This window comes from Paenibacillus sp. FSL F4-0125, assembly GCF_038008565.1.
Lineage (GTDB): Bacteria > Bacillota > Bacilli > Paenibacillales > Paenibacillaceae > Paenibacillus_AQ.
In genome coordinates this window covers 6,242,070-6,263,859 of record NZ_JBBOZJ010000001.1, presented here as the reverse complement: position 1 = coordinate 6,263,859, position 21,790 = coordinate 6,242,070, and the positions used below count along the sequence as shown (strand labels likewise).

General features: G+C 46.3%; 21 protein-coding genes. 16 read left to right on the top strand and 5 right to left on the bottom strand.

Annotated elements, in window-relative coordinates; translation table 11 throughout:
• The first annotated feature begins 63 nt into the window (after positions 1-63).
• Positions 64-459 (top strand): Fur family transcriptional regulator, encoded by a 396-nt coding sequence (locus tag NST74_RS27935; RefSeq protein WP_042131422.1) that lies wholly within the window; start codon positions 64-66, stop codon positions 457-459.
• A gap of 48 nt (positions 460-507) precedes the next feature.
• Here NST74_RS27935 and NST74_RS27930 read toward each other — a convergent pair whose 3' ends face one another.
• Genes NST74_RS27930 through NST74_RS27915 form a run of 4 tightly spaced genes read right to left on the bottom strand, consistent with a single transcriptional unit; the run spans position 508 to position 1,625 of the window.
• Positions 508-795, bottom strand: a complete 288-nt coding sequence (locus NST74_RS27930; RefSeq protein ID WP_341115515.1) for a hypothetical protein — start codon at positions 793-795, stop codon at positions 508-510.
• Between the two features lie 28 nt (positions 796-823).
• Positions 824-1,099, bottom strand: coding sequence for a hypothetical protein (locus NST74_RS27925; RefSeq protein ID WP_341115514.1), 276 nt, complete (start codon positions 1,097-1,099; stop codon positions 824-826).
• Between the two features lie 3 nt (positions 1,100-1,102).
• Positions 1,103-1,378, bottom strand: coding sequence for a hypothetical protein (locus NST74_RS27920; protein ID WP_341115513.1), 276 nt, complete (start codon positions 1,376-1,378; stop codon positions 1,103-1,105).
• Positions 1,379-1,400: 22 nt separating this feature from the next.
• Positions 1,401-1,625, bottom strand: coding sequence for a TetR/AcrR family transcriptional regulator (locus NST74_RS27915; protein WP_341115511.1), 225 nt, complete (start codon positions 1,623-1,625; stop codon positions 1,401-1,403).
• 242 nt (positions 1,626-1,867) lie between these two features.
• Here NST74_RS27915 and NST74_RS27910 point away from each other — a divergent pair, with 242 nt between their 5' ends.
• The 14 genes from NST74_RS27910 to NST74_RS27845 all read left to right on the top strand — a co-directional run bounded on the left by NST74_RS27910 (position 1,868) and on the right by NST74_RS27845 (position 19,166).
• Positions 1,868-3,853 (top strand): methyl-accepting chemotaxis protein, encoded by a 1,986-nt coding sequence (locus NST74_RS27910; RefSeq protein ID WP_341115510.1) that lies wholly within the window; start codon positions 1,868-1,870, stop codon positions 3,851-3,853.
• 121 nt (positions 3,854-3,974) lie between these two features.
• The gene (locus tag NST74_RS27905) at positions 3,975-4,787 is read left to right on the top strand and encodes a uroporphyrinogen-III synthase (protein ID WP_341115509.1); all 813 of its coding nucleotides are present in this window, start codon (positions 3,975-3,977) and stop codon (positions 4,785-4,787) included.
• 206 nt (positions 4,788-4,993) lie between these two features.
• On the top strand, positions 4,994-5,632 hold the full coding sequence (locus NST74_RS27900; protein ID WP_341115508.1) for a ThuA domain-containing protein: 639 nt from the start codon (positions 4,994-4,996) through the stop codon (positions 5,630-5,632).
• A gap of 97 nt (positions 5,633-5,729) precedes the next feature.
• Complete coding sequence (locus NST74_RS27895) at positions 5,730-6,077, top strand: phasin family protein (protein ID WP_042131416.1); 348 nt, start codon at positions 5,730-5,732, stop codon at positions 6,075-6,077.
• The gene (locus NST74_RS27890; protein WP_341115507.1) at positions 6,078-7,745 is read left to right on the top strand and encodes an ABC1 kinase family protein; all 1,668 of its coding nucleotides are present in this window, start codon (positions 6,078-6,080) and stop codon (positions 7,743-7,745) included.
• 393 nt (positions 7,746-8,138) lie between these two features.
• On the top strand, positions 8,139-9,941 hold the full coding sequence (locus NST74_RS27885; protein ID WP_341115505.1) for a DEAD/DEAH box helicase: 1,803 nt from the start codon (positions 8,139-8,141) through the stop codon (positions 9,939-9,941).
• Positions 9,942-10,138: 197 nt separating this feature from the next.
• Positions 10,139-11,002 (top strand): M15 family metallopeptidase, encoded by an 864-nt coding sequence (locus NST74_RS27880; protein WP_341115504.1) that lies wholly within the window; start codon positions 10,139-10,141, stop codon positions 11,000-11,002.
• 143 nt (positions 11,003-11,145) lie between these two features.
• Positions 11,146-11,622, top strand: coding sequence for a glutathione peroxidase (locus NST74_RS27875; RefSeq protein ID WP_042131412.1), 477 nt, complete (start codon positions 11,146-11,148; stop codon positions 11,620-11,622).
• A gap of 249 nt (positions 11,623-11,871) precedes the next feature.
• Positions 11,872-13,506 carry a formate--tetrahydrofolate ligase gene (locus tag NST74_RS27870; RefSeq protein ID WP_341115502.1) on the top strand — a complete coding sequence of 545 codons (1,635 nt, stop codon included), beginning with the start codon at positions 11,872-11,874 and terminating at the stop codon, positions 13,504-13,506.
• A gap of 335 nt (positions 13,507-13,841) precedes the next feature.
• A complete protein-coding gene (locus NST74_RS27865) occupies positions 13,842-15,206 on the top strand; it encodes an FAD-dependent oxidoreductase (RefSeq protein ID WP_341116004.1) in 1,365 nt (454 codons plus the stop codon).
• Positions 15,207-15,482: 276 nt separating this feature from the next.
• Complete coding sequence (locus NST74_RS27860; RefSeq protein WP_042131410.1) at positions 15,483-16,310, top strand: formate/nitrite transporter family protein; 828 nt, start codon at positions 15,483-15,485, stop codon at positions 16,308-16,310.
• Between the two features lie 408 nt (positions 16,311-16,718).
• On the top strand, positions 16,719-17,939 hold the full coding sequence (locus NST74_RS27855; RefSeq protein WP_341115501.1) for an MFS transporter: 1,221 nt from the start codon (positions 16,719-16,721) through the stop codon (positions 17,937-17,939).
• A 71-nt stretch (positions 17,940-18,010) separates the two neighbouring features.
• Positions 18,011-18,541 (top strand): GNAT family N-acetyltransferase, encoded by a 531-nt coding sequence (locus tag NST74_RS27850; RefSeq protein WP_076118994.1) that lies wholly within the window; start codon positions 18,011-18,013, stop codon positions 18,539-18,541.
• Positions 18,522-19,166, top strand: a complete 645-nt coding sequence (locus NST74_RS27845) for an MOSC domain-containing protein (protein WP_341115498.1) — start codon at positions 18,522-18,524, stop codon at positions 19,164-19,166. The genes NST74_RS27850 and NST74_RS27845 overlap by 20 nt, the downstream gene beginning before the upstream one ends.
• 85 nt (positions 19,167-19,251) lie before the next feature.
• Here NST74_RS27845 and NST74_RS27840 read toward each other — a convergent pair whose 3' ends face one another.
• Positions 19,252-19,800 carry a GNAT family N-acetyltransferase gene (locus NST74_RS27840; RefSeq protein ID WP_341115496.1) on the bottom strand — a complete coding sequence of 183 codons (549 nt, stop codon included), beginning with the start codon at positions 19,798-19,800 and terminating at the stop codon, positions 19,252-19,254.
• A gap of 230 nt (positions 19,801-20,030) precedes the next feature.
• On the opposite strand from NST74_RS27840, the gene NST74_RS27835 reads away from it, so the two are divergent.
• Positions 20,031-21,737 (top strand): glutamine--tRNA ligase/YqeY domain fusion protein, encoded by a 1,707-nt coding sequence (locus NST74_RS27835; RefSeq protein ID WP_042131405.1) that lies wholly within the window; start codon positions 20,031-20,033, stop codon positions 21,735-21,737.
• Positions 21,738-21,790 lie beyond the last annotated feature (53 nt).

Below are 21,790 nucleotides of genomic sequence, written 5' to 3'. Positions count from 1 at the left end.
GGATTGACGTTCTTACACTCACGATTTATACTTGATCTAAAAACAAGTTAGAGGATGATAGCAATGAAAAGTCTAAATTTGACTTCCCAACGTCAAGCCGTTTACGATATCGTCCTTAATTCACATGACCATCCCACTGCTGCGGAAGTAATGAACCGGCTAGTAGAACAAGGTCATAGCTTAGCATACGGTACTGTATATAACTCTCTTCGTTATCTTTCAGATAAACAAATGATTCGTGAGCTTAAGCTTGGTGAGGCTGCCAGCAGATATGATGCTCGCATGGATGATCATCAGCATATCATTTGCGAGGTTTGCGGTGCGGTTGATGAGGTAATGAACCAAGTTCCACGAGACTGGATGAACACAGTGGCGAAGGATACAGGATATACAATTGGTCATGCTCATGTGGTATTCGGAGGCGTCTGCCCGAACTGTAAGAACAAGAACGTAAACTAAGATAGAAGAGGCTGATTCAAAGGTTTATGACCTAAGAATCAGCCTCTTTTAGTTAATTCTGCTCACGGTGGGTGATTCGTTTTTACCAAAGTAAAAGTAATCATCAACCTTTCTTAAATCAGCGTCTAAATAGCTTGGTAAATTGGGGGGATATTTTTCTAGTAAAAAGAAAAATATTAAGCAAAGCAATGCAACCAAACACCATTGAATTGGAACTTCGGGAATCCCTAAACCTGTTACAATCCCGTTAATATCTCCACCGCCGCCTATAAAAGAGGATAAAATGGATATGTAAATAGGATCGAGTAACAGAAAACAAGCTGTTATATAATACATCAATATGATAAAACTTTTAGTTCTAAGCTTAAGGATCTGAGGAGTTAGTACGTAAAGAAGATACCCGATTACAATCGGTAACAATACTACTGATCCCTGAGAATATTGCAAGCTGATATCCCAATAATTCCCCGTCCGTTGTCACAATTTGAACTCCCCATAATCCGACGATACGTATTCTTTCAAATACATTGTAGCAGAGAGCAAGAATCAGATGTGCACCTTCATGAATTACATAATAGACGATAATCGTTATAAATATTGCTGTCCATTTCTTCAAATTAGAATTTGCCCGTTGTTTCATCGTCTACTCCTCCTCTCTTACTCGACTATTAATCTGGAAGGAAATTTTAATATGACTTTTGACTAATTCTAAAGCTTCGTCTGCCTTCTCTATCTGACCATCATAACGGAACAACAGCAGGAAGATTGGTGAGTAGAAGTGCAATGCCATAAAGAGCTGGCTCATATCTGGATTTCTATATTGCTCAATCGTCATCATTTTACGGAATTGGGACATAATCCCATCATTTAAATAAAAAGAAAAGATGCTACTGTATACCTCCTGTATCTGATCACTCACACTCCAATTAACTTCTACATCATTACCTACATATGATTCCGATAAATTTTTTCTGCAACTTCTGAATCCGTTCAGCAGCTACTTGAACTACTGTATCAAAAATATCCTGTTTATTTTTGTAATGCTTGTATAATGCACTTTCACGAATCCCTACAGCCCCTGCAATTTCACGTACAGATACAGAGCCGTATCCACAATTCGAAAATAGCGCTAATGCTTCATATAGAATCTTTTCTTTAGTAGTCATTTAGAAACCTCTCCCCTTAAAGCAAACTGGTGAACAGTTGTTAACCTGATTGACGGTGATTTATTGATTACTTTAAATAATCATTTTTTTTGTTGCGTTTATATGACAATTCATAAAAATAATGAGAAAAATGAAGAAAGATAGGAGGAAAATCGGTTCCAAAGTAGGATATATAATTATATATTTAGTCTGGTAAATAGGTCCTACTTTAAGACTCGAAGAGAGAGAGCGTGATGACATTTATGAACAAAAAAACAGGTATGAGTATCCGTGCCAAGTTAATTCTTACATACCTATTAGTTCTGCTGTTGCCCAGTATCATTATCGGCTGGAGAACCTATCAATCTGCTAGCCATGAAGTGGAAGATCAACTGGTGAACAATGCTACCGAAAGTGTGGTAGCAGTAAATGAAATCATCAACTCGAATATTCAATCCAAAATAGATGCTGTTTCTTATTTTGCCGCTGAGTTCACTGATGAAGGGACCAACAGTGAGGTAACTGGGGGGGCAGCAGCTTCTATGAAGAACAGATTAAAGGAATACGCTGTATTACATCCTGATGTGTTAGATATTTATGTTAGTACAAGCAAGGGGCGATCCATCCACGCTTCGGAAGCCAAGCTGCCCGAAGGCTACGATCCCAGGCAGGAGAGTGCCTACATTAATTCTCTGAAGCACGGGAATGGTGTTGTGATTTCCCCGGCCTTTCAAACCGTAAATCAAGAAACGGCGATTGCGATCTCGACGGTTCTTAAGAGCGGTAACGGGGTGGTAACCTTGAATCTCAATCTATCTGCCTTAGGCGATTTGACTTCGACTAAGGTTGGCAAGGAAGGATACATTATTATCCTTGATAACAGCAAGAAATATCTTGTTCATCCAACAGAGGCGATTGGACAGGAGTCATCCGATGATTTTATAAAGAGAATGTTTGAGGAAGATCAAGGTACTTTTGATTATGTCTATAAGGGTACACACAAAAAGATGATGTTTACGGTGAATGAGCTTACGGGCTGGAGAATCGGAGGTACGATAAGCGTAGATGAAGTGACATCGGCAACGAGCGGAATTCGCAATACAGCGCTTCTTGTTATTATAGTTTCCGTTTTGCTTGCGCTGATCATGATCTATTTTAATATTCAATCTATTCTGCGGCCGCTCCTCCAGCTGAGAAAAGCAACTGCAGTGATAGCGAAAGGTGATCTGTCTGAAGACATTAGGGGGTTCCGCAGAGATGAAATTGGCATGCTTGCCGAGAACTTTCAATTAATGGTGCTCAGCTTGCGGGAGATGATCATCGGCGTGCAGGAGATGACGAGCAATGTATCCTCTTCAGCCGAAGAACTAACCGCTAGTGCAGAGCAGAATGCCCAAACGATTGAGTCGATGACGATAGCGATCCAGGAGGTAGCAGCAGGTACGGAACAGCAGGTGATCAGTGTACGAAAGGGAATGGAGAGTACAGCGGCGACGACAAGCGAAGTGGATCATATTTCCGTATATATGGAGCAGGTGTCTGCGATGATGGACAAGACTTCGCTCTCTGCTTCAGAAGGAAATGATTCGGTCATTAGCGTGGTGGATAAAATCAATGGTATTCATAGAACGGTGGGAGAGCTTGGCAGTGTAATCGACAGGCTGAATGAAAGAACGGATCAAATTGAGGGCATTGTCAGCGTCATCACAGGGATTGCCCGTCAGACCAACCTGTTAGCTCTCAATGCTTCCATTGAGGCGGCCAGAGCTGGAGAGCATGGCCGTGGATTTGCCGTTGTTGCTGCCGAGGTGCGTAAGCTGGCAGAGGAATCAGAGAGATCAGCGCATCTAATTGCAGAGCAGATTATTGCCGTTAATAGTGAAATGAAGCTGGTGACCCATACAATGGAGGATACAAAGCAGCGCGTAACCGAAGGAATTGAGGCTGTTGACACTTCTGGACGTTCTTTCTCCCGTATTCGTAGAGCGGTCAAGAGTGCCGCGGAGAAGATTGAGTCGATGGGCGGTGCGGTACAGACCTTATTGGTGGAGTCAAATCATATGGAGAAGGCAATTGGAGAGATTCGCGGCATCTCTGAAGAGGCGGCTGTGAATACAGAGACCATCGCAACGGCAGCACAAGAGCAGCTTGCTTCTGTTGAAGAGATGGCGTCTTCGTCTACCGACCTTAGTCGTCTTGCGGAGGAACTGCAAAAGCTTGTGAGTACCTTTAAGATACACTCCTCCTAGCAAAAATATATATTTCAGATAGGATAACGATGGTTTTATCTTCCCTTTTGCAGTCCTTTCCAAGTATACTGATAAACAATAATGTTGGATTAGGCAACGGAGAGAGGAGAGATAATAGTACATGGCAGAGCAACTGAAAGGGTTCACGGTCGCCTTGGCGGGACCGCGTAAATCGGAAGAAATGGCCAAGCTGGTCCAAAATATGGGGGGGACGGCATTATACCGACCTGCCCAAGGTACTGTATTTCTTGATGATGAGGCATTGGAGGAAGGATTGAATTCATGGATCAGCCATCCACCTTACTTGGTGATCCTTACTACAGGCATGGGACTGGACGCTCTCTTCGAAACGGCTGAACGCCTGAACATCGCCGATCGCTTTTTAGAAGTACTTTCTGGTTCTATTATTGCTGCACGGGGTTATAAGACAGTGAATGCTTTGAAAAAAAGAGGGCTTACGCCAGAGTTTCGCGACGACGACGGAAGTACGATCGGACTGATTCGTGGGCTTCAATCCCTGGAGTTGCAGGGCAAGGAAGTCGTTCTGCAGCTGCACGGTGATCCAGCTCCTCGTATGCTCGCATGGCTGCAGGAGGCAGGGGCAAATACCCGCCAAGTGCTGCCGTATCGGCATACTCCGCCAGAGCCGGGGGAGCTTGACAAGCTGCTTATTGAGATTATAGAAGGCAAGATTGATGCCGTGGCTTTTACGAGTGCGCCGCAGTTTCGTTTTCTCTCTCAATTTGCTCGGGAAGAGGGTAAGCTGGAAGAGATGCTGAAGTCTTTTGAGGATAAGGTACTTGCCGTTTCTGTAGGGCGTATTACCTCTGAAGCCCTTAAGGAAGAGGGCGTACAGCGTATCATTATGCCCGAGCATGAACGGATGGGGAGCATGATTGTAGAGCTGGGCAAATATGTGGCAGCGAATCGCTAGACCATTTTGTGCGGCAGCCTTACAAGATTGGTGTTACCACACAGAAGCATTCCCTCCGGGTTCACTGGGTGGGGATGCTTTTTTTCCCGGAAGATGATGTCTTAAGAGTAGTAAACCTGCCATCTGCATGGACATTCGCAGCAGTTTTCCTTAGAATATAGGCAACATGTGATGAATAATAACAATGAATAAGGAGGAGGATCCCCATGGACAAAAGAAAATGTCTATTACTTGGTGATTACACCCATCCCCGTTTCCATCCACTTCAAGGAGTGGACCAACAAATTAGTGAGATTTTAAATGATTTATTAACCGTTCAGTGTTCGGAGAATAAAAAGTTGATGCGCATTGAGCATCTGGCAAGTTATGACTTATGTATAGCCTACAACGAATTGTGGAATGAAACTGTATCGCCTCAGCAAACCGCTGGCCTACTCAGCTATGTGAGCGGTGGTGGAGGACTGATTGTTCTTCATACAGGTGCTTCCTTGACGAAGCGTAACGAGCTGGCTCAGCTGATTGGCGGCCGCTTTAACGGCCACTCCGCATACGAGCCGATGAATTTCAAGGTGCTGGAGCATGACATTACTGAGGGCGTTGAAGACTTCCATCTGGATGAAGAGCCATATCATTTTGAACTTGACCCGTTTACGGAGCGGACCATTCTACTTCAGTATGAATCAGAAGATGGATGGTTGCCTGCTGCATGGTGCCACAGCTATGGCTTAGGACGAGTAGTATTTCTTATGCCTGGTCACCATGAGCCATCCTTCCGTCACCCGGCATTGCGAAAATTAATCTTGCAGGCGGCTACTTGGGCTGCCCGTATTCCGGTAAATAATTAAGGCGATGCCCCGGCTTTTTGAAATATGCACACAGTGAGGTATACTTTAATCATCAACTCCGTTTGTAATGAAACGGAATCTTTGGGAGGAAAGTACTATGAGTGATTTGTTTAAAAAAGCGATCTCTTTAGGAGTGGGCCTCACCATTGTTAGCAAGGAAAAAGTAGAAAAGGTTGTTGAAGAACTAGTGAAGCGAGGGGAGCTTGCTCCTTCGGAGTCTAAGGCCCTCGTTGATCGGCTGATTGAACGCGGCGAGGAAGAGCGAGGCATGCTCAAGTCTGTTGTACAAGAGCAAGTACAACGCGTGTTGAAGGAAATGAAGGTTCCTGTACAAAGTGATATTGACGAGCTGGAAGGCCGAATTGCTGTATTGGAGCGTCGATTGGCCGAGCTAGAGGGGATTTCCCATCTAGAAGGAACATCGGCGGAAACGCGTACGGACTAAATGGCAGTACGTATTAGACATGCCGGACGATACCGGTCCATTGCCATGGCGCTTATGCACCATGGTTTTGGTTATATGGTGGAGGAGCTGGGGCTCTATCATTTATTATCCCTTCCACGCCGTCTTGTAACGCAAGAAGCACATACAAGTCTTACGCTCGGGGAGCGGATTCGGCTAGTACTGGAGGATTTGGGTCCAACCTTTATAAAGCTTGGACAACTTGCCAGTACCCGTTCAGATCTGCTGCCTGATTCTATTATTCAAGAATTGGTAAAACTACAGGATAATGTGCCCCCGTTCCCTGTGGAACGCGTGCGCACGATTGTGGAGCATGAGCTGGATCAACGGATGGATGAAATCTTTAATTCCTTTGAGGATACGCCTCTTGCGGCTGCGTCGATCGGTCAAGTGCATAGAGCTGTTCTTCACAGCGGGCAGGTCGTGGCTGTTAAGGTTCAGCGCCCCGGCATTCTGCGAACGATGAGCAGAGATTTGGAAATTCTCAAAGATCTAAGCACGCTTGCTGAGAAGCAGTTAGGCTGGGCAAGGCAATATCAGTTATCCCGTATGGTAGAGGAGTTCTCGAAATCGCTTCTTGGCGAGCTGGATTATAGCCAAGAAGGGCGTAATGCAGAGAAAATTGCTCAACAGATGGATTATGATGGAGTGTATATCCCGGATATCTATTGGGATTATACGTCAACGCGGGTACTTACGATGGAATATGTAGTAGGGATTACGCTAAGTCGTCGTGATGAGCTGCTGAGTAACGGAGTTAAGCTTAAGGCTATCGCTCAGCAGCTCGTGGAAATGATGCTAAGACAAATCTTCATTCATGGTTTTTTCCATGCGGATCCTCATCCAGGAAATGTTATACGGATGGCGGATGGGAAGCTGGCTCTGATTGATTTTGGCATGATGGGGCGACTGAACGAAGAAATGAAAGAACAGCTGTCTGCGCTTGTCATCGCGCTGATGCGCAAGAATACGGACGCTATGGTCCGGGCAATCCTGCGTCTCGGAGTCATCCCTGAGGATGCTGATCGTGCGGCGCTCCATAATGATATGGATCGACTTCGCGATGAGTATTATGATGTTCCGTTCAGTAAGATGAGCATAGGTAAAGCGCTAAACGATCTGTTTGGCATCGCTCGCAAGCATCGATTAGTCCTTCCCCCGGATCTAACGATGCTCGGCAAGACGATGCTGACGCTTGAAGGTGTCATTAGCAACTTGGATCCAACGATTAGCATTCTAGAGATGGCAGAGCCCTTTGGACGGGAACTTGTGAAGCAGCGCTTCAGCGGTCCACGATTGCAGCGTAAGCTCCTCGGAGGCGTAGCTGATTTAACGGAAAGTCTGCTGGAGCTTCCTGGGCAGGCTAAGCAGCTATCTGCTCTAATTACTAAGGGAAAGCTAAAGGTAGAGATTGTGGCACCTGAGCTCGAGCATTTGGAGCGAAAGCTGGACCGGGTCGGGAATCGTTTAGCATTTAGTATTGTGATGCTTGCGTTCAGTATCATCATGGTTGGACTCATTATTGGGACTGCGATGCGCGGTCAGCCTTCAGTGTTATGGAATTTCCCTACAGTGGAGATTGGCGGCGTGGTGGCACTTCTGATGTTTTTATGGTTGATCTTTGCGATTTTTAAATCGGGAAGGTTCTAACCTGCAACTACAGGATAGAATAATTATTATTCTGCAGTTTCACACAAATGCCGTTCTATCAAGTACAATATAAAGGATAACTTTCTAAGCTTAACTTTACTTCTATTGTATAAAGTGGAATGGAACGCAAATGGAGTGCCGTCTAAACGTCCGGTGGATCGCTGCTGCCCAGAAACCGAACTTTGACCGCACTCTTTTAACGGGTCAAGGGATACATGGGACGGAAGAATGCCGGTGACGGGGTTCTTCCGCTTTTGTTTGAATATAGCTGAATCGGAAGCATAAGCCCCCAAAAGGACAGTTGATAGGGGCTGCCTGAATAGGGCTTTGGAAGACGGAAGTTAAGTAAGAGATGTAATCAAATTTAACTGAGAAAATAGTGAGGTGGAGAATTTGCCGGGATTTAAAGAATTAGGAGTTTCAGAATTACTGTGTACATTGCTTCAAGGTCAAGGCATCGTAAAGCCTACGCCAGTGCAACAGGAAGCAATACCGCCATTGGTGCAGGGTCTGGATGTAATTGCAAGAGCTAAGACAGGTACAGGGAAGACATTGGCTTTCTTGCTGCCAATTATGGACAAGATCCACACGGAGCGAGCTTATCCGCAGGCGCTAATTATGGCTCCAACACGTGAGTTGGCTTTGCAGATTACAGAAGAGGCACGTAAGCTGGCACGTCATACGGATATCAAAATCTTGGCCGTTTACGGTGGTCAGGATGTTGAGAAGCAGCTGCGTAAGCTGGAAGGCGGAAGACATCTTATTATCGGTACACCGGGTAGACTGCTAGATCATATGCGCCGCGAGACGCTCGATCTTAGTGGTGTTAAGATGCTCGTTCTGGACGAAGCGGATCAAATGCTGCATATGGGATTCTTGGAGGATGTAGAGACCATTATTACGGCTGTTCCTTATCGTCGTCAAACGATGCTGTTCTCTGCGACGATGCCAGATCCGATTAAACGCCTCGCAGCTAATTACATGAAAGAGCCTCTGGATATCATTATTAAGAGTGGTTCTCCGATTCCGCTGGATAATATCAAACAGCAAGTCGTGGAAGTCTCGGATCGCAATAAAGAAGAGGCACTAATAGCTTTGATTGAACGAGATCGTCCTTACTTGGCTATTATTTTCTGCCGGACCAAACGTCGGGTGTCCAAGCTGAACGAAGCACTTCAAGCAGCCGGTTATGATTGTGATGAACTGCACGGCGATTTGTCTCAAGGTAAACGTGAAGGTGTAATGAAGAGATTCCGTGATGCGAAGCTGCAGCTTCTTGTAGCCACAGATGTAGCGGCTCGGGGGCTGGATGTCGAAGGTATCACGCATATCTTTAACTATGATATGCCACTTGATGTGGACAGCTATATCCACCGGATCGGCCGGACAGGCCGTGCCGGAGGTAAAGGGCTTGCGATTACGTTCACTTCTCCGCGTGAGCAAGATGGACTAGACATGATCGAGCACGGCATTTCGCAGCGCCTGGATCGTCGCCGTTACGACAAGGATGAATTCGGCGTTGGCGAATTCGTTGCAGTACAAGGCGGCGGACGCCACGGCGGTCGCCAAAGCGGCGGCGCTGAGGCAGCGCGCACGGGCCGCGGACCGAAGACCGGCGGCTCTGGCCGCGGCGGTGCTCCGCGCGGCGAAGGCGGAGCGCGGCAAGGTGGCCGCGGCCGCGGTAAGGAAGCAGGCGGCTGGGGTGCGCCTGCAGAAGGTCGCCGCGGCGGTCGTTCCGATGCGGCGGCTGGCAAGCGCGGAGGCAGCGGCTATGATGCTGCCGCACCTAAGGGCGGCGGCAAGGCTGCCGGCGTAGTGAGAGTAGGCGGCGGCTACGGCGCCTTCGCCACCAGAGGCGATGCGCCAGCTAGCGGTAACGCAGCAGCGCCTAGCGCCGGTTCGCGCGGTGCGAACCGTAAGGGCGGACCAAGCACAGGCTACAGCGAGAACGTAGCCAGAGGCGCAGACGGCGGTGCCTACGCTGGCGGCACACCACGAGGCGGCTTAGGCAGCGGCTACGGTGCAGGCCCGTCTAGAGGCGGCGGTAAAGGCGGTAAAGGCAGCAAAGGCGGCTACAGCGGTGCCAAAGGTGGCGCTGGTAAAGGCGGGCGCAACAGCGGAAACGCAGGTTCCTCACGCGGTGGACGAGGCAGCTCCGGCGGCTTTAAAAGCGGCGGCAGAGGCACATCCAGATAATGTGAGTGGAATTTCATAACTAAAACTTGTTACCATAGGAAAGTTAGCGGACAAGCTAATTACCTATGGTAACTTTATTTTGTGGGCAGATTCGTGCGATATTTGTCTAAAAAAGAATCTTAGTGTAACATTTTTAATGGAAAGCTTGTCTAATAGATAAATAGAGTGTTTCGACTTCGAGGAGGAAGAACTTGCAGATGTCTAAAAAATTGAAATTAGTGAGCTTGTTAATTGTCGTTATTGCAGTGGGTTGGGGAATCGGGAAGTATACGACAACTTCACCTTCTGCGTCGACCAATAGCGGGTCAAATATAAATGTACAAGATAATCTTCAAGCTAAGCCTGGTGAAGACGGCAATAGCGCCGAAGGGGGCATAACGGAACCCGTGGTAGCTAATCCATCTAATTCAGCAGATCCCTCTGATCCATCCGAATCGGATAATGGCGGCAAGGGAAATAACACGGATGATTCTTTTAAAGAGCCTGATAGCATAGCTGTGATGGTGAATAAGCAGTATGGACTGCCTGATAACTATAAACCCTCTGATCTTGTCTATCCGGATGTGCGGTTTACGTTTAAAGAGAAAATCGAGAAGCGTATGATGCGTAAGGAAGCTGCCGAAGCATTAGAAAAACTGTTCGCAGGCGCAGAGGAAGACGGGATTTACTTGGCTGGCGTTTCGGCCTACCGCTCTAAGGAGACCCAAACGAGACTGTTCAATCGTTATGTTGAGAAAGATGGAGAGGAACTGGCCCGTACTTACAGTGCCGTGCCTGGCTATAGTGAGCATCAGACAGGGCTTGCTATCGATGTCTCAGGAAGTGACGGAAAATGTGCTGCGGAGAGCTGTTTCGGTGGAACGAAGGAAGCGGAGTGGCTAGCGCAGCATGCAGCGGAATATGGTTATATCATCCGTTTTCCAGAAGGTAAGCAGGACATTACAGGCTATAAATATGAGCCTTGGCATATCCGTTATGTAGGTAAGGATATAGCTACTTATATAGCGGAAAAAGGGATTACGTTGGAAGAATATTATGATGTTGTACCCGTATCCAAATAACAGAGTTATAGAGAGCAGTCCTAAGAAATACATAGGGCTGCTTTTTCTTAGTAATTACAGAAAGTGACGATAAGTTGCATTCTATTAAAGTTCGGGTAAGATACGTAGTGTAGTCTAAGTACATGGAAGGAAGGGGAATAAGGATGTCGATCTACAATTTTTCCGGCGTTACACCTTCGGGTAAAGAAGTGTCATTTACGGAGTATGAAGGTAAGGTGCTGTTGATTGCCAATACGGCTAGCAAATGCGGACTTACACCGCAGTATGGGGATCTCCAGAAGCTATATGAGCAGTATAGGGATCAGGGACTTGTAGTATTAGGATTCCCCTGCAATCAATTTGCGGGTCAAGAGCCGGGTACAAGTGAAGAGGCAGAAGAATTCTGCCAGATTAATTATGGTGTTACCTTTCCCGTCTTTGCTAAAGTGGATGTGAATGGACCGGAAGCGAGCCCTCTTTTCAATTATTTAAAAGAGCAGCAGCCGGGTACTGGAGACAGCAGCGATATTAGCTGGAATTTCACAAAGTTCCTTATAGATCGTAGCGGTAATGTAGTGGCTCGGGTTGAGCCGAAGGAATCGCCAGAAACGATGACAGAACATATTGAGTCCTTACTTTAGACCCGCTTAGGGTCTGATAAATTGTTTCTTTAGAAGTATCCTTTCGAACCCGGTCTTTGGCCGAGTCTCGACGGGATTCTTTTTTACATAGGAATAAGGAAATAGCTGCCTTGAATTTTATTGTGATAAATTATACTTGACGCTTTACAGAGACCATGTATCCTTTGAAGAGAATGTAATGTCAATGCAAAATATGCATAAAGCGTGGAATGCAGCAGGATAATAACGGCAGGAGGGTTTTATACAAGCATGAAGTTAATTACAGAGGTAGCGGCACAAGCGGGAATTGGCGAAGAGCATCTGGAACTATACGGCAAATATAAAAGTAAGCTTTCACCGTCCTTATGGGAGGAAAAGAAGAACAAGCCAGATGGCAAGCTGGTGCTGGTCACTGCGGTTAATCCCACCCCTGCCGGCGAAGGAAAGACCTTAACCACCATAGGGCTGGCACAGGCACTGAACGCAGCAGGTGTAAAGACCGTGGCTGCTCTACGCGAGCCATCTCTCGGACCATGCCTAGGCATGAAGGGTGGTGCCACTGGTGGCGGCAAGTCGCAGATCGTTCCGGCAGATGAGATTAATTTGCACTTTACAGGCGATATTCATGCAGTGACTTCTGCACATAATCTATTGTCTGCGATGATTGACAATCATATCTTCCAAGGCAATGCACTGGGTCTTGATCCACAGCGCATCGTTTGGAAACGTGTGATGGATATGAACGATCGCAGTTTGCGGAATGTTGTGACAGGGCTCGGAGATGGAAACGGAGCCGTACGGGAAAGTGGATTCCAGATTACGACAGCTTCAGAAATTATGGCTGTATTATGCTTATGCGATAATCTGAGCGATCTTAAAAAGCGTCTAAACCGTATCTTGATTGGATATGACCAAGAGGGACAACCTGTAACGGCAGAGCAAATAGGGGCAGTTGAAGCGATGGCAGCCCTGCTGAAGGAAGCAGTTAAACCTAATCTGGTACAGACCTTGGAGGGCACCCCTGTTATTGTACACGGCGGTCCATTTGCAAATATCGCCCATGGCTGCAGCAGTGTTATCGGCACTCGTTACGCACTCAAGCTGGGAGATGTTGTTGTCACGGAAGCAGGCTTTGGAGCGGATCTTGGTGCAGAGAAATTCATGGATATCAAATGCCGGCAAGCCGGTCTAACCCCTTCAGCGGCAGTGCTTGTCGTGACGGTGAAATCCTTGAAATATAACGGTGGTGTACCTAAGAATGAGCTTCAAACTGAGAACCGGACGGCGCTGCGATCTGGATTGTCTAATTTGGAGCGGCATGTAGAGAATCTCGGCAAATTTGGGGTACCTGTCCTTGTTGCCATTAATCATTTTGAAGGTGACAGCCCGGAAGAGATTAATGATGTTGTAGAGGCTTGTCGCCGATTGAACGTTCCTGCGGCAATATCCAAGGTATGGGCAGAAGGTAGTGCGGGCGGACAAGAGTTGGCTTCGGAACTAAAGAAGCTTCTGGAGCATAGCGACACTGGGCGCTTTGCGCCTTTGTATGAGGATGAACTCGACATTCCTTCTAAAATCACTAAGATTGTGCGCGAAATTTACCGTGGTGCTGAGGTTAACTTTTCCCCTGCGGCTAAACGCAGCCTGGCGGTGATCGAGCGCCTTGGGTTAAATGATCTTCAAGTATGTATGGCGAAGACACCGTATTCCTTCTCGGACCAGCCAAGATTGCTTGGCGCGCCTGAAGGGTTTACCGTAGGTATCCGTGATATTACCCTTTCGCTCGGTGCAGGGTTTGCTGTTGTCATTACGGGGAATATTGTTACGATGCCAGGTCTACCGGCTAAACCTGCCGCTGAGGCACTATGGGTGGATGAGGACGGCGAGATTCACGGTTTGGTGTAAATTAGGTTTATGATCAGGCTTTTCCCTGTTGGATTAGGGGGAAGCCTTTTTTGTGCGCTATAAGAAAGTATATCCTGAGGGGTCTGAACATAATGTCTTACGCCCATGGCAAAGCTAACAAGGTCGCATCGGCAGTGGTGACGGAAAATGCTTAAAATTGTGAACAATCTGAGAATATAGGCGAAAAGACTTGTAATGTGATAAATATCACAATATAATCAGTTTATAAAGTGAAATAAATCACAATTAACTCATCGGTGATCAGATATCTAGTTTGGTCAGTCAATCAAGTCAAATATATAACCAGGTTGTCCATTTGAAGGAGGAAGAAAATGATGAAAATAGCTGTCATTGGATGTACCCATGCCGGAACTGCCGCAATTGTAAATACTGCCCAACTGTACCCAGAAGCTGAGATTACGGTATATGAGCGTAACGATAATATTTCCTTCTTATCCTGTGGCATTGCTTTATATGTAGGTGGAGTGGTCAAAGACCCGCACGGACTGTTCTATTCTTCCCCAGAGAAGCTTGCAGAGCTCGGAGTAAAGACGAACATGCGTCATGAAGTGACCGAAGTGGATACGAAGTCCCAAACACTGCGTGTTCGCAATTTGGCAACTGGACAGGAGTTTGAGGATACCTACGATAAGCTGATTATGACTACTGGATCATGGCCGATTGTGCCGAAGCTCGAAGGGCTTGAGCTGGAAGGCGTCTTGCTTTGCAAGAATTATGAACATTCCAACACCATTATAGAAAAAGCTAAACATGCGAACAAAATCACAGTCGTAGGCGCTGGCTATATCGGCGTTGAATTGGTGGAAGCCTTCCAAATGAATGGGAAGCAAGTAACGCTGATTGATGGTGAAGACCGCATTCTGAATAAATATTTGGATCCAGAGTTTACTGCACCAATCGAACAATCCTTTAAGGATCACGGCATTAAATTGGCACTGAATGAGAAGGTCAGTTCTTTTGCTGGAGAAGGCGGTAAAGTTACCAAGGTTATCACAAGCGCAGGAGAGCATGAGACGGATCTTGTTATTCTCTGCATCGGCTTCCGTCCGAATACTGAACTCTTAAAAGGCCAGGTGGATATGCTGCCAAATGGTGCGATTTTGGTCAACGACTATATGCAGACTAGTTGCCCAGATGTGTATGCCGCTGGTGACAGCTGTGCGATTCATTACAACCCTACAGGGAAGCACGCTTATATTCCACTAGCAACCAACGCAGTACGGATGGGCACCTTGGTCGCACGTAACTTGATGACAGAGACGATTCCATATATGGGCACTCAAGGGACTTCGGGCATTAAGATTTATGAAGATAATATCGCTGCTACCGGTCTTACAGAAGAAGCGGCTAAGGCTGAAGGCATGGACGTAGAGACTACCACGATTATTGACAACTACCGTCCAGAATTTATGCCAACGTTCGAGCAGGTTCAATTAAAAGTTGTATTTGATCGTGCTACACGCCGCATTGTCGGAGCACAAATTATGTCCAAGATGGATTTGACGCAATCGATCAACACCGTATCTGTATGTATTCAAAATAAAATGACAATCGACCAGCTGGCCTTTATCGATTTCTTCTTCCAACCTCATTACAATAAGCCTTGGAACTTCCTGAACACCGTAGGAATTCAAGCGCTGCCGACATCAGTACCAAGTAAAGAGGCAGTAACCGTTTAACGTAATTGCATAAGAACATTATAGTCGGGTAGACCGGAGCCATTCATGGCTTCGGTTTTTTCATGTTTGATGCTGGTACTATTTACCTTTAAAATAATATGGAGCCTATTCTTACAATTGTAATTATGGATGCGCTTCGTTAAATTTGACATGTCAGTGAAAAGTTTCACTTAGTTTTTCATTAAGTGATAATTGTCACGTTATTGTGTTTTGTGACACGCTACAATGGTCGTAAAGGAACAAATTTTAAGTAAATAGATGAAGGGGATAGGAATCATGGCTTATAATAAACCGCAGCAGATTGCCGCAGTCACGGTCGAGAACGGCATAAAAAAGGCGCACAATCCTTTAAGCACCGTACTAATTCTGGGCTTTCTGGGAGGGGCGTTTATCGCGCTCGGATTTTTACTGGATATTCGCGTCATTGCTGGCGCACCGCATGAATGGGGATCTATCGCTAACTTTATTGGGGCAGCAGTCTTCCCTGTTGGATTGATTCTAGTATTGCTTGCAGGGGGAGAACTACTGACAGGCAATATGATGGCTGTGCCGCTTGCTTTTATGGCGAAGAAGATATCTTTCTGGGAAGTTATTAAGAATCTTGTATTGATTACCCTGAGCAATTTAGCGGGAGCTTTGTTTGTAGCTTACTTTTTTGGTCACGTGGTTGGTTTAACCTCTGACGGTGTGTATCTGGAAAAATTAGTAGAGATGGCAGGGCATAAGCTTGAGGCAGACTTCTTGCCGGCATTTGTTTCCGGTATCGGTTGTAACTGGCTCGTAGCTTTGGCGGTATGGCTCTCCTATGGAGCAGATAACTTCAGTGGTAAAATCCTCGGTATCTGGTTCCCGACGATGGCTTTTGTAGCTATCGGCTTCCAGCACGTTGTAGCTAACATGTTCTTAATTCCGGCGGCTATTTTTGAAGGCTATTTTTCATGGGGAGAGTACTTCAACAACTTTGTTCCGGTATGGCTAGGCAACTTGACTGGCGGTGCGATCTTTGTTGCGGCAGCTTATTGGATGGCTTACTTACGTAAAGAGCCAGCATCTATTCAATCCGTGGACAGCATGTCCGGCAGCGGTGTAAAGAAACACGCCTAAACCTATCTTATAGAGCACTCCTTAGCATAGTCGAGGGGTGCTTTTTGATGTTATAGACAAATAAAATCCGCCGTGATGTATCCGAGCTCGGGGGAACGATTCGGACGCACGGCGGATTTTAGAAGGGGGAGTGTTTCTAGGCTCTATTACCCCGACTTTGCAAGAACGAATCACATCGTTTTGTTTAGTCTGCTTTACGGACGACAGCAGCAACTATAAAATATAAATAGATGGGAACGGGTGCTACTTTTTTCTCAGCTACGGTTGAAGTTAGTCCTAATTAAGAGGTAAAGTGCACTAAGACTTTATCACGATAGCACGTCAATGCGTCTGCTTGCCCTGAACCCTGTTTTGGGATAATACTGGATGGAATAATGACACATATATTACAGGGGATGTACACTACTTATGAAGTTTTTACAGAATTATCCTAAAGAAGTTAAGATATTTTTAATTGCTAGCCTTATTAATGCAACGGGTAGTGCACTGATGTGGCCACTGGTTACAATGTATGTTTTTGATGAGCTTGGACGCAGCATGTCGGATGCTGGATTAGTGATTCTTATTCAATCAGTTGGAGGGATTGTGGGTCAACTACTCGGGGGCTCACTCTATCATAAGGTAGGCGTTAACCGGCTGATTGTCGGAGCGCTGGGCATGAATGCACTTGCACTGTTCACTTTGCCGGCAGCAAGTAACAACTGGACGTTATTTATGGTCGCGATGGGACTGGTAGGACTCTTTAATTCATTGTCATTACCTGCGATTCAGGCATTTATCGGCTTTCGTTTTACGAAGCAGCGCGGAGAGCTGTTTAATGTTATTTATGTCGCTAATAATATTGGTGTAGCACTGGGTACGGCGTTAAGTGGTTTTTTGGCCGATATTTCTTATATGCTCAGCTTTGTAATGAACGGCATAACTTCAGCGGTATTTGCGGTATTCTTTTTTGTATATCTCAAGAAAGTCGGAGGAGATTCTTCACAGGAGGTCGCAGAACACCAGAAGGCTGGTCCTGACAAACAATCCACCTGGAAGCTAATGGGACATACACGGATTTATCTTTATATGGGTATTGCCTCGATGTTCCTACTGTTAGGGAACTCTATCTGGAATACAGGGGTATCTCCGTTCATTATTTCTGAGGGCTGGCCTAAGAAGACTTATGGTTTTCTCTGGACGCTCAACGGTATTCTTATTTTTGCGGCCCAGCCGCTCGTAACGGTGATTAAACGTTGGTTCGCGTCCACCTCAACAGCGCAAATGACTGTAAGTGCTCTATTTTATTTGGGTGGTTATGCTGTTCTTTTATGGATGCCGACTTATTCAGGTCTAGTGCTTGGGATGGTGCTCGCTACGCTTGGGGAAATGCTGATATCTCCGGCCATGCCTTCCTTTATTTCGGATCATGCAGGTCGAAGTGCTCCATTCTATTTAGGGCTTAGTGGAGGTATGGGGGCAGTCGGAAGGGTGATTGGGCCTTACTTAATGGGTAGATTGTATGATAGTGGAGGCTTAGCGCCTACCGCATGGTTGGCATGTGCGATGGCACTGCTATCCGTAGGATTCTTTATTGTTCATGCGTATATCAACCGCCGAGGAAATTCACTGGAGCGGTCAATAGGATAGTTGTGCATAGTGGATTCAGTTGATCTACTGTGAATTCTATAGAGGTGCAAGGCAAGGGGTGTACATCTTATATGAAACTAAGCAACAGGGATAGGTTTATCATAAGGTTCTCAGAGATTAAAGACGTGCGGGAACTGATTCATCTGGATCATTTGATCTGGACGGAGCACACTAGCCCGGGGCCTTTAATGTGGCGTTCCCAAGAGGATTACCTATTGAATGCTCCTCCGGGTTCGCAACTTGTAGCGCTGAAGGATGACAAGCTTTGCGGATATGTTGGGTTTGGTTGTCCTAGTCGAATGGAGAGCAACAGGCATGTGTGCGAAGTCTATATTGCTGTCCATCCAGATTATCAACGCTTAGGTATTGGCCGGCAGCTCATAGAGGCGATTAAGGAACATGCCGCAGAAAATGCTATTCGAAAGCTTCGTTTACGCGTATTATCCTGCAATGAGTCAGCGCTTTCTTTTTATCGTAAATGTGGATTTGTAGAAGAGGGACGTCTGCGGGAAGAGTTTTATCTTGGCGGTCGTTATGTGGATGAAATATTTATGTGCTGCATGCTGACAGGAGGAGAAGGATATGGAGATCATCTCGCTTAACGTGGGGCGGCCGGTAACAGTGGATTATCGGGGAAAACCTTTGGAGACTGGGATTTATAAAATGCCTGTAGAAGGAGCGGTTCAGTTACATACCAACGGTTTTGTCGGAGATGGTCAAGCGGATCTTAAACATCATGGTGGCCCTGATAAGGCGGTCTGTGCCTATCCGATTGAGCATTATTCCTACTGGGAGAAGCAGCTAGGGAAGAAGCTGGAATACTCTGCCTTCGGGGAAAATATAACAACTGCCGGCTTATTGGAGACAGACGTGTGCATAGGTGATGTGTACGAAATAGGCACCACTGTGCTGCAGGTCAGCCAGCCACGTTATCCTTGCTTCAAAATCTCGCAAAAGCATGGTCCGGCAGATCTCCCCGCTCAAGTGCTGGATACTAGATATAGCGGATTTTATTTGCGTGTGCTTCGTGAGGGGAAGATTTCAACCGGAGATGCCATTGTTAAAAAAGAAGATGGTGCTGGCGGTGCGTCCGTAGCGCATGTTCTGCATTTAATGCAGGTGGGCCTGCAAGAGGAAGCTGCACTGGCTGAGCTTGCGGAGCTAGAGGCGCTCTCTGCCGTAGTTCGGAACAAATTTCGAAAACAGCTGGGTCTGTCGGAGGGTTAGACTATATCTATTAGCCAAAATAAACCCGGAGGCATATGCCTGCCAGGTTTATTTTGGTTTTGTGTGCTTATTTTACTTGCTTAACTTAGCCGAGCAATTGCCACTCGCTACGTAACAAACCGTATACGGCGTGGTTCACGTAGCCATCAGGCAATTTCTCTGCCTGTCTAATCACACCCTCAAGCACAAAACCAAGCCGTTCCGGAATCGCTCTACTGGAAACATTGCCGGTTGCGCAGCGGATTTCTACACGTTGCAGCTCCATTTCCAGAAGTGCATAGTCCACTAGAACCCGACAGGCACTGGTCATATACCCTTTGCCTTCAAATCCTTCACCAAGCCAGTAGCCGATCCCAACGGATCGGTTATGCCAGTCAATCTGGTGATACCCAATCACACCGGCGAGCTCACCACGAACCCACAGTCCAGCGGTAAAAGCACCATTCTCGGTACTTTGTTTAATCGCATTTTTGATGAAATCTAGAGTATGAGCCTGTTCCGTAACGGCATCCACCCAAGGGAGCCATTGTCTTAGTCGATCCCGTGAGTGCTCTACTAACGTGAACATGTGCCGAGCGTGCTCCGGCATGAGCGGCTTTAACATCAGCTCTTCATCGATGACATAATTAAACAAGCGGTTGCCTCCTTTTTGGCACAAGGCCTTATGTATGATTATGGATTATTTCTTATGATTATCATGCTACTCTATCGCCCTGACAGAAGTCAAAAGGTCTAAAGATGCTAAAAAATGATCTATGCCTTATGCCCCCTTTTATTGAACAATCTACGGTTAACGGGTATATTAGTAGGAAACATGTTTATACAAGAAGTAGTGTAACACTACAGAACGAAAGGTTGATAGCTGTGGAGAACCGTAGCACCCCCTCCAATTTTATTAAAAATGTTATTACCGAGGACCTCCGTACGGGTAAAGTAAAGGAAGTTATTACACGCTTTCCGCCGGAGCCGAACGGTTATTTACATATCGGACATGCCAAGGCGATCTGGATTAACTTTACACTGGCGGATGAGTTCGGTGGCAAGACGAACCTAAGATTTGATGACACGAATCCGGCCAAAGAGGATACGGAATATGTGAACTCGATTCAGGAAGATGTAAAGTGGCTCGGTTATGAATGGGAAGAGCTGCGTTTTGCATCTGATTATTTTGAGGAAATGTACAAACGTGCCGAATTATTAATTACAAAGGGCAAAGCTTATGTCGATGACCTCAGTGCGGATGAAATTCGTCAATTGCGGGGAACGCTGACGGAGCCAGGGAAGAACAGTCCGCATCGCGATCGTAGCATCGAAGAGAATTTAGACTTGTTCCGGCGTATGCGTGCAGGCGAATTCAAGGACGGCGAGAAGGTCCTTCGCGCCAAGATCGACATGGCATCACCGAACATTAACCTGCGTGATCCTGTAATTTATCGGATTACACATGCACATCACCATAACACAGGCGATAAATGGTGTATCTATCCAATGTATACCTTCGCTCATCCGTTAGAAGATGCTATTGAGGGAGTTACTCACTCCCTTTGCTCACTCGAATTCGAAGATCAACGTCCATTTTATGATTGGGTTGTAGCTGAATGTGAGATGCCGTCTGTTCCACATCAATATGAATTTGGTCGTCTGAATCTAGCTCAAACGATGACTAGTAAGCGTAAGTTGAAGCTGCTTGTAGACGAAGGACATGTGGATGGTTGGGATGATCCGCGGATGCCGACGATTTCTGGTCTACGCCGCAGAGGATATACGCCGGAAGCGATTCGTAAATTCGTGTATGAAGCAGGTATCTCTAAGAGTCAGGGCCTGGTGGATCTGCAAATGCTGGAACACTTTATCCGTGAGGATCTTAAGCTAACTGTACCGCGTACAATGGCTGTGCTGAGACCGCTTAAGGTTGTTATCACCAATTATCCGGAAGGTCAAACAGAATGGCTTGAAGCGGAGAATAATACAGAGAATGAGGAAATGGGTGTACGCCAAATTCCGTTCTCACGTGAAATTTATGTTGAGCGTGATGACTTTATGGAGAATCCGCCGAACAAATATTTCCGGTTGTTCCCTGGCAATGAAGTACGTCTGAAGCACGCTTATTTCATCAAATGTAATGAGGTTATTAAGGATGAGAATGGCGAGGTAGTGGAGCTGCATTGTACGTATGATCCAGAAACGAAGAGTGGCAGCGGATTTACAGGCCGCAAGGTAAAAGGGACGTTGCACTGGGTGGAAGCTAGCCAAGCGGTTCCTGCGGAATTCCGTTTATACGAGCCTCTGATTTCTGCTGAAGAAGCGGATGAGGCTGTGGAAGTAGAAGGTTTGGATTCCTCGGTAGAGAAATCGGAGCCTAGCTTCTTAGATCAGCTTAATCCTAAGTCCATTGAAATCTTACAAGGGTTTGTTGAACCAGCGCTTAAGGATAGCGTGGCTCAGGATAAATTCCAGTTCTTCCGTCATGGCTATTTTAATGTGGATAGCAAATATTCGGCACCTGGACATCTTGTATTCAACCTTATCGTTTCACTGAAGAGTTCATTTCAACCTCCTAAACAAGGTTAATATTTAACTCGAGCAAGTTGATTATATTGAAAGAGGCTCAAGCGTCCCGTGCG